At 59.0% G+C, this 15,434-nt stretch carries 16 protein-coding genes; 13 read left to right on the top strand and 3 right to left on the bottom strand.

The window, feature by feature from the left end; translation table 11 throughout:
- Positions 1-512: 512 nt before the first annotated feature.
- The 11 genes from N2604_RS39850 (at position 513) to N2604_RS39845 (ending at position 9,838) form a co-directional block, all read left to right on the top strand.
- A complete protein-coding gene (locus N2604_RS39850; RefSeq protein WP_409241660.1) occupies positions 513-674 on the top strand; it encodes a DUF6894 family protein in 162 nt (53 codons plus the stop codon).
- Positions 675-799: 125 nt separating this feature from the next.
- Positions 800-1,606 carry a transglutaminase family protein gene (locus N2604_RS31755; protein ID WP_260371940.1) on the top strand — a complete coding sequence of 269 codons (807 nt, stop codon included), beginning with the start codon at positions 800-802 and terminating at the stop codon, positions 1,604-1,606.
- A 1,756-nt stretch (positions 1,607-3,362) separates the two neighbouring features.
- Positions 3,363-3,578: a hypothetical protein gene (locus N2604_RS31750; RefSeq protein WP_260371939.1), complete on the top strand. Its 216-nt coding sequence runs from the start codon at positions 3,363-3,365 to the stop codon at positions 3,576-3,578.
- A 150-nt stretch (positions 3,579-3,728) separates the two neighbouring features.
- Complete coding sequence (locus N2604_RS31745; protein WP_260371938.1) at positions 3,729-4,025, top strand: type VI secretion protein; 297 nt, start codon at positions 3,729-3,731, stop codon at positions 4,023-4,025.
- Positions 4,026-4,123: 98 nt separating this feature from the next.
- Positions 4,124-4,552 carry a hypothetical protein gene (locus tag N2604_RS31740; protein WP_260371937.1) on the top strand — a complete coding sequence of 143 codons (429 nt, stop codon included), beginning with the start codon at positions 4,124-4,126 and terminating at the stop codon, positions 4,550-4,552.
- Between the two features lie 84 nt (positions 4,553-4,636).
- On the top strand, positions 4,637-5,008 hold the full coding sequence (locus tag N2604_RS31735; protein ID WP_260376349.1) for a signal transduction histidine kinase: 372 nt from the start codon (positions 4,637-4,639) through the stop codon (positions 5,006-5,008).
- Between the two features lie 116 nt (positions 5,009-5,124).
- On the top strand, positions 5,125-7,410 hold the full coding sequence (locus N2604_RS31730) for a glycosyltransferase family 4 protein (RefSeq protein WP_260371936.1): 2,286 nt from the start codon (positions 5,125-5,127) through the stop codon (positions 7,408-7,410).
- Between the two features lie 32 nt (positions 7,411-7,442).
- Positions 7,443-8,741, top strand: coding sequence for a glycoside hydrolase family 130 protein (locus N2604_RS31725; protein WP_260371935.1), 1,299 nt, complete (start codon positions 7,443-7,445; stop codon positions 8,739-8,741).
- A gap of 54 nt (positions 8,742-8,795) precedes the next feature.
- Positions 8,796-9,038 carry a hypothetical protein gene (locus N2604_RS31720; protein WP_260371934.1) on the top strand — a complete coding sequence of 81 codons (243 nt, stop codon included), beginning with the start codon at positions 8,796-8,798 and terminating at the stop codon, positions 9,036-9,038.
- Positions 9,039-9,079: 41 nt separating this feature from the next.
- The gene (locus tag N2604_RS31715) at positions 9,080-9,280 is read left to right on the top strand and encodes a hypothetical protein (protein ID WP_249757079.1); all 201 of its coding nucleotides are present in this window, start codon (positions 9,080-9,082) and stop codon (positions 9,278-9,280) included.
- Between the two features lie 273 nt (positions 9,281-9,553).
- On the top strand, positions 9,554-9,838 hold the full coding sequence (locus N2604_RS39845) for a DUF6894 family protein (RefSeq protein ID WP_409241659.1): 285 nt from the start codon (positions 9,554-9,556) through the stop codon (positions 9,836-9,838).
- A 72-nt stretch (positions 9,839-9,910) separates the two neighbouring features.
- Here the strand turns inward: N2604_RS39845 and N2604_RS31710 are convergent, their stop codons facing one another.
- Together N2604_RS31710 and N2604_RS31705 are read right to left on the bottom strand one after the other, a co-directional pair.
- Complete coding sequence (locus tag N2604_RS31710; protein ID WP_260371933.1) at positions 9,911-10,294, bottom strand: response regulator; 384 nt, start codon at positions 10,292-10,294, stop codon at positions 9,911-9,913.
- Positions 10,295-10,483: 189 nt separating this feature from the next.
- Complete coding sequence (locus tag N2604_RS31705; RefSeq protein ID WP_249757078.1) at positions 10,484-10,855, bottom strand: hypothetical protein; 372 nt, start codon at positions 10,853-10,855, stop codon at positions 10,484-10,486.
- Between N2604_RS31705 and N2604_RS31700 the strand changes: the two genes are divergently transcribed.
- Positions 10,854-11,027: a hypothetical protein gene (locus N2604_RS31700; RefSeq protein ID WP_249757077.1), complete on the top strand. Its 174-nt coding sequence runs from the start codon at positions 10,854-10,856 to the stop codon at positions 11,025-11,027. The genes N2604_RS31705 and N2604_RS31700 overlap by 2 nt on opposite strands.
- Positions 11,028-11,327: 300 nt before the next feature.
- On the opposite strand, the gene N2604_RS31695 is transcribed toward N2604_RS31700, so the two are convergent.
- Positions 11,328-11,561, bottom strand: coding sequence for a DUF6894 family protein (locus N2604_RS31695; protein ID WP_260371932.1), 234 nt, complete (start codon positions 11,559-11,561; stop codon positions 11,328-11,330).
- Between the two features lie 3,050 nt (positions 11,562-14,611).
- Here N2604_RS31695 and N2604_RS31690 point away from each other — a divergent pair.
- Positions 14,612-14,959, top strand: coding sequence for a DUF6481 family protein (locus N2604_RS31690; protein WP_260371931.1), 348 nt, complete (start codon positions 14,612-14,614; stop codon positions 14,957-14,959).
- The last annotated feature ends 475 nt before the right edge of the window (positions 14,960-15,434 follow it).

Genomic DNA, 15,434 nt, shown 5'->3' with positions numbered 1-15,434 from the left:
AATTACTTTTAGAATAGCTCGGCTGTGCTTGGGGTCTATGTCAATGCGGTGGGGCATAGCGAAGTCTCCTTCGGCAAAGCGCTTGCCCTCCCGCTGGCTTTCTGCCTGCGACCATGGCTGCTCGTTCAATGGAACTGGAGACCGGAACTTTTGGGCTATCTGCGCGAGCGCTTGTATTGAGAACAGCGGGGCCGGTTTGTGGGACCTTTGGCTATCCGCGACATGCGCCGTGTAGTTGACGGCGAGCGACGCTCTCATGTATCCAAGTCGTGCCTAGGCATTCCGTTCCTGATCTCTTTACCTTTTCGGCTGAGATAGTTCCGGGTGGCAATTCCCGGTACTGACCCACAGCCGGGCCTGGTGGTCTAGTTTGATTTTTGGAGTAGCCTGATTAGAACTGTCGGGAGCTCGAAATGTGGTCTAGGGTTCGCATATCATCGAGCGGCGCTCCGGCAGATATCGGTGACTGAGAGTTCGTTGTGCTCCCGCCTGGTAAAGAAGGGGATGTGCACATGGCTCCTACCCGATACTTCTTCACCGTTATGGACGGCAAACTCGTCGTGGACGAGGAGGGTGCCCTCTGTTCGCCTTGGAGAGAGATGCGCTTACAAGCCATCGAAATGGCCGGGCACTACCTAAGAGATCTTGCTCCCCCATTATCTGAGCGCGCTTGAGTGGCAAATGGTCGTCACGAACGAAGAAGCCGCTACTTTGAAATAGCGGATCGCCAGCCGCCGTTGCCAGCACACAACATCCGCACAGCAATTCGAGCCAGTGCAGTCGGAGACAGGCCCCAAGCATGAAAATCGGTGTTGGCTTCGAAATGATCTACGACTTCCAGCAAGTCACACCATTGATTGCTGTGGTCGGTATGCATTTCACCCGCGCATCCGACATCATTGTGCCCGATTACCTCATCACTGAGCCTTCCGTGCCGATTTCGCCATACCGCGACGGCTTTGGAAACTGGTGCAGTCGGTTCGTTGCGCCGGCCGGCCGCATGCGCCTTTCCGCCAACGGTACAGTGCGCGATAGCGGCTTGCCTGATGTGATCATGCCTTCCGCCACGCAGTGCCCGGTGCAGGATCTGCCGCCTGATACCATCGTTTATCTGCTTGGCAGCCGCTACTGCGAAACCGATCGGCTTTCCGACATCGCATGGAAGCTGTTCGAGAAATCAGCGCCGGGTTGGCCACGGGTCCAGGCGATCTGCGATTTCGTGCATAATCACATCGCGTTTGGCTACGAACACGCGCGGGCCACCATGACAGCTTGGGACGTATTCAACGAAGGCAAGGGCGTCTGCCGCGACTATGCGCATCTTGCCATTGCATTCTGCCGTTGCATGAACATTCCAGCCCGCTATTGCACCGGCTATCTCGGCGACATTGGCATCCCGCCGCCCCACGCTCCCGGGGACTTTGCAGGCTGGTTCGAAGCCTATCTTGGCGGCCGCTGGTACACATTCGATGCACGCAACAACACTCCGCGAATCGGCCGCGTCCTGATCGCGCAAGGCCGCGATGCGGCGGATGTTCCGATCGTCCAAACTTTCGGACCCAACACGCTCCTCAGCTTCAAGGTGTGGACTGATGAACTTATCTAAAGCGCTCGCCCTGGGCGATTGGATACCAGGCGGCTGAGATTGATCTCGCTAATTGGTTAGAAGACTGCTAGACAGTTCCGATCACCGCGCGCTACGTGGCTGTTATCGGTGACTGAGAGCGTTGTGCTCCCGCCTCAACCCAAGAGAAGGCGGTCAGATGTCAAATTCCGACAAATTCGACATTCGTGAGTGGCTCGTACCACCTTTGTTGGTGCCGGTCTTCCTCGTGCTGCTGATTGCGGTGACCGCCATTTTATAGCGGTAAGTCCGTTCAATGACCATGCGTCAGAACTGCAAACCGGGGGCGTTGAGCCAGTTCAAGTCAAACGGGAGCCCAAAATGGCAAACACGGCAATCATCAGGGATGCCTACGGAGTTCCGGCAATCTTCGTTGGTTCGAAGACCGGCCGGGACGATGCGCCCTTTGTTTTCGTGCGGGTCGGAGGTGAGGAGCGTCGAATGCGGTGGTCCGAATGGGATGCTCTCCCGGCCTGGACCGGCGAGAGCCCCACCTGGGCGAGTAAAACCAAATAGTTATGGAGTGCTCAGCATGAGGATGGTTCGAGCAGGCACATGGACCGTTGCGCTTTTGCTGGCGTCAGTACTGGACCTATACACGTCAGCGGCTGTTGCCGCGGAGCCGAACTGCCGTGCGATCGAAAGCACCAGCGCCCGCCTTTCCTGTTACGATGCGGCATTTCCTCCAAAAGCCAGGAAGCCGACGGAGGCCGGCATCGACTCATCGTCAGGCTACAAGGATCCATTTCTTGCGGAAGAAGCCCGAACCGCCGCGAAGCTCAAGAATATTTGCCGGGGTTGCTGAGTTTCGCTTCCGAACATGTGCGCCAATTGAGAGAGCCTGAAGATGACGAGCGATGATGCTAAAGGTCGCCGAGTGGTCCGCCAACAAAAGCGTGCTCTTCATCTGGCTGGCACGGTTTTGGATGGCAGGGCTGACCGCTTCGCAAGCTCTAAGGACCAATCGGCGAGAAAACAGCGCCTGCTTGACGGGCCAGCGGAATTCAAATCGGTCCGCGTCGACCGTTCGAAGAAGACCTCAAACGATGCTGAGTGATCGAGGTTTGTCACCGCGTATGGTCGCTTCGGCCCAGAGTCATGATGACGCATGGAACATCAGGGTATTAAATACACGGTGGTCCAAACGATCAACCCGCCCGGCTGGAAATGGTCGTTTGAGCGAGACGGTCGGTCACCCCGAACCGGAATTGCCTTCGATCGAGCGGAGGCCGTCAGCGCAGCTGAACGAGCGATCAGCCGATCGCTCAGAGATCAGCAACGCCAATAGAAGCGCTGGGTTTGCAGCTCCTGCTTCAATTTGAATTTGGTCTCTGTCCTCGGCACGTTGCCTCTCGACGCCGGCGTCGCAAGGCACAAGCGCGGATCACAAAAGCCGGGGCCAGGGCGAAGAATTGCAAGAGAGGTGCTTCCGGCCAGTACCACATTACAGAGGACTAGCTTCCAGCGAATAGTTCCTGCCAGAAACTGAACAAAGCGCTCGCTATCAGGCAAATAAAGGCGCACTGTTCCACTGCCATCGAACGGCCCATAGCATCTATCGGTGGTGTGAACGCAAGTTGCGCTCCCGCTCAACCTCGCAGCGGAGCGTCATACATGCCGGCTCAACGGTCCCTAGGACAATCCTCGACATTCGAATACCGCCTCGCGCAAGAGGCGATCAATCTCCGCCTACAGGCTAAGCCAGTCGTTATTCCGCCGTTTCTCTTGATTCTGGTGTTTGCAGCGGCTGCATTGCGTGGATAGCGCGACGCAATTGCAATACCTGGTTGGCGGGAATGACCGGTTCGGCCGCATCAATGTCGGCCGGGACACGGCGGCAGCTGCGTTGAAGAAGGCGCAGGAGCTCTTGCGGGAAGGCTATGCGGACGTTCGTATATGCACGCCGCGAGGCCGCATCCTGCTGCCTGACGAGTTCGATCAGCTCGAAGGCTAAAGCAACGCCAGCAGCTCGTTTCGTGCTTGCGCCTGCAACGATCAAAGAAGGGCGGCACCGCAAGACGCGGACAAAGAAGCGCGGGGGGCCGCGAAGGGCGGGCAAATGTCGGGCCACCGCTGCCAACGCCTTCGGATTTGGGCAGAAAGAATGAGCGACGAGATGATCCGTGTGAATGTAGCCCGGAAAGATGCCTGGATAGCGACGCTCCTTATAGCGGCTGCGCTCGGCGTATTCGCGCAATCCGCGCTTGCGGCGGAGTCGGACTGCCGCGCGATCGAAGGCACGGTCGCGCGCCTCGCCTGTTACGACGCTGCGTTTCCTCCAAAAACGGCGAAGCCCGCGATACCTGACAACGACGCTTCCCGAGCTGCATACAACGATCCATTGATCGCAGAAGACGCTCGCATTGTAGCCAAGCTGAAGAATATCTGTCGCGGCTGTTGAGGCTTGCGACAAAGGACGCGAAGAAGTGTGAGACAGAGAGGACAGCCGAAGAGAGCGCCGCTGTCGTTGCACCGAGGCTTACAGCGAAAGGACACGGCATGTTCAAATCTAAGCAGTATCGAGCAGAAGCATATGCCGAACGGATGAAAGGTTCGAACGATCCGGACGAAGGCAGAAAACTTCGGGATGCGCAGGATCGCCTCGCCTCGCTCGCCGATAATGAGCAAGGCTTGGCGGACAACTATGACGATGCCGTGCATGTCGAGGAGCGGGACCGATCTTGCGGCGCCGTCCTTGCCAGCGAAGAAGAGCGCGTTCTGCGGTGTCTCGGCGCTGCCGTCATCATGCAGTGGGACGCCCTGCCGACGACGTTTCAGCGGGAGTTCTTTGATACTGCCGGATCCGTCGGCAGCCTGCTGGAGACGGCGGAGCTTCGCGGGCAAATCGCCCGATTTCTGCACAAGCACAATAGCGACGCCGACTACAATGCGCGTCGAGCGGAGGCGCGGCGCAAAATGCCAGATTGAACGCCGCTGCTTTGGATCGGGGGGCTGCACGGTTCGCGGTGGGCGACCGACATGAATGAACGCAAACCACAGGAGGACCTACCTATGCCACTAGCACAATTTAGCGTCGATGTCGGACTGCATACGATGGACGGGCTGAGGCTTTGTGCCCGTGATGGCTCTGAACCGGTCGAGGCGTTCATAGGGCGCAAGGTGCTCGACGTCTGGGTTGAATCTGTTGAGCACAGCGGCGGACGCCAAAGCTTGTTCCGTGATCAGTACAACGCGCTCGGCCAGCTGAACCTTGCTGCGATCGGGCGCGTCGTGAGCGCGAAGTATCAGCGAGGCGCTACGTACAATCGCCAGCACCCGTTTGTCGAGGTCTTGATCTCGGACATCGAGAACAGCGGCGAGGTCCTGGATCTGAGTGGACTCGTGCGTAAGCCTCTGCCGCCGACGTTTCACAGAGTTTATTGAGCCGGCACGTGAAGTGCATTCTTGCTGCAAGATCGCGCAGAACAATCGTCCAAGTCTACCGGTGCGTCCGCCGCCGTGCACTCTGCGACGCCAAGAAAGAGTATTGAGGCACAGACATGACGCCGCTCCGCCGCATCGCCGTTATCGGCAACTCGCTGCCTCGCCGCTGCGGCATCGCAACCTTTACGACTGACCTGCAGCAGGCGATATCGAGTTCTGGCCCCGGTTTGGAGACCTGCATCGTGGCCATGACCGATCAGGGTCAAGCCTACGACTATCCAGAGGCAGTCGCTTTTCACATCAGGGACGACAACATCGAGGAATACGTGCGCGCGGCAGACTTCCTGAATGCAGGCCGGTTTGACACCGTCTGCCTGCAGCACGAATTCGGCATTTTTGGCGGCGAAGCCGGTGCCCATATCCTCGCGTTGTTGGCGCCCCTCAGAATGCCGGTAGTGACGACGTTCCATACCGTGCTGGCCGATCCGACGGGCAAGCAGCGCACGGTGATGGAGCGCATCGTCGATGCGTCTTCCAAGGTGATAGTCATGGCCAACAAGGGGCGCGAGCTATTGCGTGACCTCTATCAGGTGCCGGACGACAAGATCGAGGTGATTGCTCACGGCATTCCCAATGTCGCTCTTGTCGGGCCCGATGCGGCGAAGGCCATGCTCGGGTTTGCCGGCAAATCAGTCATTCTGACATTCGGTCTTCTATCGCCCGGCAAGGGCATCGAAGTCATGATCGATGCCATGCCATCGGTTCTGACACGCTGTGCTGATGCGGTTTATGTCGTGCTGGGCGCGACACACCCCAATCTGGTTCGAGACCATGGCGAAGCCTATCGCGACAGCCTTGTGGCGCGGGTGCGCGAGCTCGGAATCGACAACCATGTGGTGTTCCTCGACCGGTTCGTCGACCTAGCCACGCTGCTCGAGTTCATCTCGATGTGCGATGTCTATGTCACGCCCTATCTGAATGAGTCCCAGATGACCTCGGGAACCCTGGCCTACAGCTTTGGACTCGGGAAGCCGGTCGTTTCGACGCCTTACTGGCACGCACGCGAGCTCCTTACCGATGGATGCGGCGTGCTGGTGCCGTTCGGCGAGGCGGCGGCGATCGGCCGAGAAATCGCAAAACTGCTTACCGATCACCCGCGACGGCATGCGATGTCTCGGCGTGCCTATGCCGCGAGCCGAATGATGACGTGGGAGCGCACGGCCGAGCGTTACATCTCTGTCTTTGAGAATGCTGGTCAAGGCCACCGACTTAAGGTGCTCGCGCGCGCCGGCAAGGGACCGCCGGAGCCACGTGGCTCGGCGCCACCTGACATGCAAATCGGCCATTTCCTGTCGATGTGTGACGATGTCGGCCTGTTCCAGCACGCAGTGCATTCGGTGCCCGATCGCTCGCACGGATATTGCGTCGATGACAATGCCCGAGCGCTGCTGTTGGCCTGCGCCCTCAACAATCCAGGCGAACAGCCCCTTTCGGAAATCCTGACGACCCGCTTTGCCGCCTTCGTACAACATGCATGGAACCCCGACACCGGGCAGTTCCGCAACTTCATGGGCTACGATCGAGTCTGGCTTGAAGACAGAGGGTCCGAAGACAGTCACGGGCGAACTTTATGGGCATTGGGTGAATCGGCGCGCAGAGACGCAAGCCCTTCACGGCGCAAGTGGGCCACCGACCTGTTCGCCCAAACGTTGACGACCGCGGAGAGCTTTCGTTCACCCCGAGCATGGGCATTCACGCTGTTGGGGCTGGACGCTTATTGCGCTGCAGCTCCAGACGATCTTCACGCCATGGCAGTCAGGCATTCTCTTGCGGGCAGGTTGATGTCATGCCTCGCGTCAGTTGAGACGCCGAGCTGGGTGTGGTTCGAGGAAGGCCTTGCTTACGACAACGCGCGATTGCCGCAAGCTTTGATGCTGACTGGCGTAGCGACGCAAACATCGGTCTACCTCGATGCCGGATTGCGATCACTGCGCTGGCTTATGACGCAACAGACGACCACAGCAGGTCACTTCCGGCCGGTCGGCACCGCCGGTTTCGGCGACCTGCGGCAGCATCCTCGTGCATTCGATCAGCAGCCCGTGGAAGCGACGGCGACGATCGCTGCATGCCTTGCGGCGTGGCGCGCGGATGGTGATTCCGAGTGGAAATCGATGGCAACACGGGCCTTCGCCTGGTTTCTTGGCAGCAATGATCTGTCCGTGGCGCTGGTCAATCTGCACACCGGGAGTTGCCGCGATGGGTTGCACCCCGATCGCGCCAATGAAAACCGCGGTGGCGAGTCGGTTGTCTGCTATCTCCTTGGACTTGCGGAAATTCGTCAGCTTGCGCGCGTAAACATGAGCAGGGCAATGCCCGCGCCCGTGCGCGCCGCGAGCGCTTGAAATTCTTCCTGATTTAGCGAGCCGAGGATATCGTGTCACAAGCCACTTTCCTGAATCGGCAGGCCCTTCACCTGCACCCCGATCCCACGCGAGTGATCGTGCGACCATTCAAGCCGGCGACTGAACCGCGCGATCTGAACCCGACCGACAAAATGCGAGCAAATCACATCGTCAACCGGGTCCTCGCGCTCGAACCGGAAGTAGTTGCCACTCAGCTCGCGGATGTCCTGGACAATTTCGAAGGTCGTCACCGCAATCTGCTGGAGACGTTCGAGGCCCGCGCGAATGAAATGGAGGAAGCTCTGGCAAGCCACGGAACCTTTTCGAAAGCCCAGCGTCAGCTGATCGGGGCCTACTTTCTGAGTGAGTATTCGTTCGAAGCGTCCGCCTTATTCAATCCCAGTATCGTGCCGCATCCCGATCAGTCGGGTTCGCCAAGAGGTGGCGTTCGCTTCATTCTCAGTCTACGTGCGATCGGGGAAGGGCATGTGTCATCATTGACATTTCGAACGGGAATAATTGCAAAGGATGGCAGTGTGATCGTTGATCCGACGGCACGCCTTGCCTCGATGCCGCGGATTTGTCATCGCGTAGCCGAACCGGATGGCGAGCGTGTCGAGTTGATTTTCAAACCTGAAGAAGATCTCACCGAGCGCGTGATCTTTCCTGTCACCGAATCTCAATCGAACGGCATTGAGGATGCGCGCTTTGTCGAATTCAAGGACGACAATCGCAAAACCTACTACGCGACCTACACGGCCTACAGCGGACGGGCGATCCGCTCCGAATTGATCGAGACTAGCGATTTCATCTCGTTTCGGTTGGCGCCCTTGAGGGGGGCTGCGGCACGGAATAAGGGCATGGCCCTATTCCCGCGTAAGATCGGCGGCAAGTTCGCCATGATCGCGCGGCAGGACAATGAGAACCTTTATCTGATCTATTCAGACGACCTCTACACATGGGAGGGCGGTCAGGCCGTTCTGAAGCCGGAATTTCCCTGGGAGTTCGTCCAGATCGGCAATTGCGGGTCGCCGATTGAGCTTGACGAAGGCTGGCTGCTCCTAACGCACGGCGTCGGTCCCGTACGCAAATATTCGATCGGCGCTGCGTTGCTCGACAAGAATGACCCCGCCAAGGTGTTGGCTCGTTCGCGTGAGCCGCTGTTGCGGCCCGAACCAACGGAGCGCGAAGGATATGTCCCCAATGTTGTCTACACATGTGGCGCTATGCGGCACAACGACCAGGTCATTTTGCCGTATGCAGTGTCCGACACCTTCTCGAATTTCGCGACCATCAAGATCGCGGAACTCATGGAGGCAATGAAAGGCTGAGCGCCACTTCTGCAGCCGTGGACGTCCACCGCGCCGCCAACTCAAGGAGCCATGATGACGCGCGAGACGACCTACGTCGTGCAAGCGTTCAATGCTGGCGAGAGCGGAAAATTGAAGCGGGAGTCTCCGATCGTCTGCAAATCGGAAAGTGGCGCCCTTCGAACGGCGGGAAGACTCGCATTGAGCAAATTCGCCGTCGTTGCATTCTCGTCTACAGGCGACCCCGAGATGGGCGACTATGACGATGAGCCTACCATTTTCTTCCGGAAGGGCGACCTTCCGGAAGACTTCGACTGAGTACTTGGTCCCCATCGAGATCAATTTGCAAGGGAGTCCACATGAGCGAGCGACTTGAGACACTGAAGAAAGCCCGTGATCGCATGCTCGCGGACAGAGACGCGCACGTGAAAGTGTTGGCGGCTCCTTTTGAGTGGGATACGGCTGAGCGTGCGCGCAACAAATTCGTCGAAATGCAGGCACTGATCGATGCCCTGGACCGCGCGATCAACGGTGAAAATCTCATGTCAACAGGAAGCTGAAGCGCGTGGAAGACGAGACCAGCGGCGACTTCGTTGCAGGTAGGACCGCGTGGCTCGCCAAACCGCACCTCCGGCTCGATCGGCAGCAACACCACGGACCGCCAACTTCCGCGGATAATCGAAGTCGTGCCCAAGAGACGCCAAGCTGACGGCACGCTGTGGCGGTTCTCAACCGGTGGGAACCACTTCTCTTGTCCGGCAGCCGATGTAGGGCTCGCTATTGCGCGGGGTTAGGCGCATATTTTTCCCGACCGAATCATCTTGGAGTGGCCGGTGACGAGAGACGGCCACCGCGCTAGCGCCTTATCGGAGCAAGCCCTGCCGCTCTACTTCTTTCACGTTTCCGATGGAACCTCTGTGCCCGACGAGATAGGCACCGAGCTTGCTGACGTTGCGGCTGCACGTGCAGCAGCGGTCGACATGAGTGGACAGATCCTCAAAGATGGCTCGACCGCTGAGTCGTGGGACGGCGTTCCGTGGCGGCTCGAGGTCACGGACAGTCCGAGACCAGGCGGCCATAGTTTCTTCGTCCTTCATTTCTCGGCGACGAAAAGATAACGTCTCGGTACGTGGGGCGACGTGCCGGAATTCGGGAAGTGAACCCTTGCGCACTACTCGGTCCAGGGAGGATCAACCTCCCGCTCTCACTTCGTATACCGCGGTCGTCAGCTCCGTGGCCGAATACGGCTTCATCAAATAAACCCCTCCCCTCGGGAGGTCGTCCTGGCGGAGTCTCATCCTGCCGGACGTCACGATGATCTTTACCAGAGGCCAGCGTTGGCTCACCAAGTGGGCGAGCCGAACTCCGTCGATCGCTCCCGGCATCTGTACGTCAGTGAATATGATGCGGACATCTGCCCGCTGCTCCAAAGTGGCGAGCGCCTCCCCAGCGTCCGCGGCCTCAAGAACACCGTAGCCAGAATCTTCGAGCACTATCATTGCGCTCCAGCGCAACAGCTCGTCATCCTCAACGACAAGCACGACTGGCCATTTGCCGGCGTCTTCGAGTTGCATCCGGTCCGGCTTCCCTATGCGTTCGCCAGGTTGTGCGCGGGCCCGCTCTCCGCGCCAGCCGCGCGGCCCGGCTAGAGCCTATTGGTCTGCTGCACGATGAAATGAATCGAGCCCGTACCACTCCTATTCGTTAAGCGCGCATTCTGATCCCAGTCAGGCGATCCTCGACCAGGCCTGCGGGTGCGCCCGTCAAGTCTTTGTCGCTGTCTTGGCAATCTCTGTTTCGATCCCGGTGGCACATGCCTTGGCGAACGAGTAATCCATGCTGGTGGACGCCACATCTTTCACGAATTCGCTGACGATGTTTCCCCTTGAATAAGGGCTGGCCGCCTTGAACTTGGCCAGAGCGCCGTCCGCGGCTGTGAACTGCGCGACGCAAAGCGGTACCAGAATGGACATTCTGCCATCGCTCTCCGCTGTGGCGCGCATGATCCTGGCGGTCTCCCCAGTGATCCAACCACCCCAGATAAATCCAATGGCCATGGTCGCCACCGCACCGAAGGCGATGCCTTGAAGCACGCGCGTCCGTGCCTCGCCTAGCAAGATTGCGGGAAGTTTCATGAAGGTCGCCTTTGTTGAGCGCACTGATGCGCGCGTGCGTCGCCGGCGCGCCGTGGTGGACATGATTCTTATGATTGCGCCTTCCGATGGCACGGGAGCTGCTGCTACGACGTGTGGCGGCGACTTCGGAGGTCGCTGCTTCATGGGCAGCTTCAAGGTGAGCATCTGCTAACCTGTAGCCGAACGCTATACCGCTAACCTGGTCGTGTAAAGGACGCTCTGTTCTAAGACGGGCTGCGTGTCCAAGTTGCCGCTTGCGTCGAGACTGCGATGGCTGGTGCGCCGTCACCGAACCGCTCTTTGGCGGGCACGACTGGTAGGATTGGTTGAAGACATTTCCCGCTCTCCGACCTCGCGGGAGCATGTAGAGCTGTCAGTCACCGATTCTTGCCAAGGCTCGGGCGGTGTCGGTCCGAAGCTAAGGCAGAACGCGGCTCCGAAATAGAGGAACTTTAACCAGATCCCGGTGCGCCTACTGCAGACGCCGCACAATCCAGCCAAGGTGCGCTTCTGCGACCTGCCCGGCGGCGTTCCGCACCTCGATCGAGAGGTGCTGCATCTCCGCACCTCTACTTATGTCCCTGGCCAAATCAGCAAGCGAGTTGGCGGCTTCTCTTTGAGCCGCTTCGATGCTCGGCAGCATCATCCCTTCCTCGTCAAGGGCCAATTCTTCCCCGCCGCGAATATCGAAAGAATACCGCTTCATCCCAGCGCTCCATTTGGCGGGAGCGCTGCAGCGCCTCTCTGTCACCGGCAATCGCCGAGTTCGGGAACGGTGATAGACCCAGAACCAGTCATGCGGACCAACGTTCCTAATTGCTTGTCGAAGTCTGCTACCGCTCCGCGCCTTGCCATGAGCGATTTCAGAGTAAGCATGGCAACTGCGCTTTGCCGCTGCTGCTTTGCCATAGCTTGCCGACTTCAAGCGTCGCTTGATTTCGCCCTCTCGCGCGCCAGCCGCTCAGCTCTTAGCCGTTCTAGGTTCTTGCGGAGGGCCTTTTGCTCCTGTTCGTATTCAGTAACGGGTCTATCCGATGGACGAAAAGAATTGTCCGCGTCATATTCGCGTCTGCTCATGACGACCTTTCATTTCGTTAGCGAGGCCTTAGCCGATCTCTGGATCGAGGCAGGAGATAGGCCGGCGCCTCATCTTGTTAGCATGGTGGCTGTAGTCCCGGGGAGGTCAGCCACTTATTGACCTCTACGGCGACATCGATCTGCCGGGCTTTTTGCAACAGCTCAATGCGGCGGATGCCACTAGCATTCCTTGAGCCTGCTGGCGCAAGTTTGTTGCCTCTTGCGTTAGACGGTATTCGAACGTCGATGATTGTTCTGAAGATCGTCGAGCTGCCATGTTGGTGCTCCGCTAAGGGGTGAGCGGGAGCGCAGCTGCGTTCTCACCACCGATAGATGCTAGGGGGCCGCTCGATGGTACCGCGATTATGCGCCTCGATTAGCCGAATAGCGAGGGCTTTGTTTCATGCTATGTCGGGAACCATCGGCAGTTGCCGAAAGTGGGCCGCTGGCTGAATCATCGTCTCTTCGAGTCCTCTGAACGGCGTTTGACCTGCAGTGGCCGTAGCGCGGACACTGAAGCCGTCGGCGAGATGCTGCGCGGCGCCGACGGTCGGGTTTGGCCACGAGCAAACATTGCTGGCCGTTCAAAATGAGAGGGGCCCTCGACCGAGGCGGCCTTAGTTGTAGAACCGACGCGGGCTTTGATGATCTCGCGATATCGTCCGTTGGCAGGACATTCGTGCGGCAGATTGGGATGCGCACAACGCAACGCCGCCTAGCGTTGAAACGTTCGCCGGCGGCGATGGGTGTATCCCCCGAGAGGGTACTAACAAAATCCCGGATATGGATTGGTCTATGCCAGCCGCCAAAGCTCTCGGACCGCAATTAGGACAACTCGCCGGCGCGCAAACACTGGGCGAGAAATTCCATTGAAGGGGCTGCTCGAGTAGTGCTCCGTCGCACGTGCGCAGCAGGGAATATTTGCCAGAACCCAACGGCTCACCGTCTCGTAGCATTTCGCGCACGCGCCGTCTTGCAGCCATTCCATACCGAGGATGTGGCATGCCCCTACTTCGGCGGATGCAAATCGCCTTGAAGGCACCGGCCCGCCTTGGAATGCATAGGGTCTTCGCACGCGGCAAGGATCGTTAGTACATGATTGCACACGGCACACTGAAAGCGATGTAAGTCGACGCCTGGACGTTCTGACTCAATGCTGACAAGCATCATCGAAGATTTGCAGATCGGACAGCCCGGGCGCTGCAATGCGATGGGCCCAACGTTAGGTAAACGGTCTTGAGATTTGGGCATAGGGGCTCCCCCTCCGAAACAGGCGGGAGCACGACGCTCTCGGTCACCAGTAATGCCTGGGCGCGGACCGGTGATAAGTGCAAGTGTGCGCCTGATCGGTCTCAATCGCGAGTCAATTCGCGGCCGTGCGACCGCTGCTTTCAGCACGCCCGATTGTAGTGCAGATGGCGAAAGTTCCGACAAAGCCATTCCATCCAGGTGGCAGCGAGGGGCGAGGCCTGACGATCCCTCGGCGGCCCTCAAAGGGGATCAGGGTAGTAGCACCTGACATTTCGAGCATTGAAAACTGCTAGCCTCGGGATCAATGCAGGCAAAGCCGACCGGCACATGATCGGCCCGGGTAGCGGTGTTCCCTCTCACAAGGCGTAGCCATCCGCCTGTGAGAGCCGGGCCACGTCGATCCTCCCGCAGCGTGGACACTCAAGATCTACGGTCCATCTATCGCGCGTTGTCATTTGCCGAACCGGGCTGCGGACCGACTTGGTCGCGGGCGATAGACTTGACGACATGATCGAGGATCGGCTCGCTCTACGATCCGAAGACGTGACGGCCAGTTCGGCAATCGCGCGCGAGATCGACATTGCCGCGCGCGTGGCGGCGGCGGCACCAAGTGTTCTTGAAACGCACGGCCGCCCTGCTGCTGCGTTGGTCAATCACCGGGAGGAGGGTCATGGCCGACGCCGATTGCGCAGATGGCACACCCAAAGAGGCCGCTCATTATCCAAACCGTCCCTTACTGAGGCGACCTCAGTTCACTGTTAATCCAGCGCAAGGCGTTGAAATCGATCGGATCTGCAGGAGCTTGCGCTTCGTAGACCAGCCGGCATTTTAAGCACCGAAGTGTTCGACGCTCCAATCCGGGCCGGCCCGCTACAACGCGCAGGGTCTCCATGCGGGCGCCGCAGTTGGGGCAGCGGGGACGTACGGTCTCGCGTGGAGAAAGCTTGTTCGTGAGTAGGGCGTCGGGCATGGCACTCCCTCGTCACGGCGGGAGCACGACACTCTCAGTCACCGACAATGCCACGAACCGGTCGATGATATACAACCCTATCCCTAATGCACCCCGCCGTATACGGCGAATGCAGACGGAAAGGAGGCGATGTCGCCAAGAGGGAGCGCCGCAGGATATGTGGGTGAAGCAGCGCCGCCGCGGCCAGAGGCAGATTAAAGATGCAGGTCGGCTGACGCTTGAGCAGCGCGCTTGGCCACCGCTTGTGACCCGAACTGAGACATCGGCTCTCCCGAACTCACTTGCACTCGAAACCGAATTAGGCCACATCGCAGCCAGGACATGGGCCGCCGTATGCTTTCCGACGCTGCATATGTATAGGCAAACAGCTCCTTGGTTCATGCTGGGACAGATTGTCCACGCCGGCACGGTGACAAAGCCGATCGCCTCATCAAAGATGGAACGCAAAGGCTTTTTCAATGGCTGGATACAAAGAACCTACCTTCGCGGATCGGCATAATGCGGCGCAAGAAGCCAGAAGGAAGATCCTCGATAAGTTTCGCAGCCAGCCTGGACCCGACGATCCTGTGGTGAAAGCGCGGCAGGCCGAGCGCCAAGCGTTCGCCGCCGCGCGGGCCAAGGTCAGTTCGGCGCGCGAGGCCGCAAAGGCCGAGAGTGGCCGCCTAGCGAATGAGGCCACAGTCGCTGCCGCAGCCCAGCTGTTGCGCGAAAAACAAGAGATCGCGATGCGGCAAGCAGCTATCGAAGCCCAGCAGAAAGCTGCACGCGACGCGCGTTACGCCGCGCGAAAGAACAAGAAAAGATAGGAGGCGCGGGTCCGGCGTTGGTGGGCGGGTCATCAACCCGAGGCGTGCACACTCCAGAATGGAATCCCTTTGATGGGAGAAGGGGAAGCGGCTTCCCACGCAGCGCAACATGGTACGTTCTTTGACGACGCGAAATGGCCAAAGCGGAGGCCGAGAGAATCCCCGCCACGAGCGGTTTTCGATAATTGAAGAAGGTGCGCGAGTTGATCGGGTCTGGGGAAGGGCGGTAGCGGTCCACTGGCTCGACCTCGGGCTCCTGGGCTTCGTGGGCCCGACCCACGAGAATGGATTTCGTGGTCCTTCAACGTGCGTCTCTAAGAGCGTAAGAGCTGAACTCGGCAACGGCTCAAGAACTGGCTCATGCGAAGGAATGGATGACGTATCGCAGGTTTGGTTGGTGTGGGGAAAGTCGGTAGCGCTCCAGTGCCTCGAACCCCGGACGTGTGCCTGGACAGAAGCCCTTGGAACCCGAGCC

The organism is Bradyrhizobium sp. CB1015 (assembly GCF_025200925.1).
In the GTDB taxonomy this organism is placed as follows: domain Bacteria; phylum Pseudomonadota; class Alphaproteobacteria; order Rhizobiales; family Xanthobacteraceae; genus Bradyrhizobium.
Note: the sequence above shows the minus strand (reverse complement) of the source record. Positions and strands in the feature narration are given on the sequence as shown.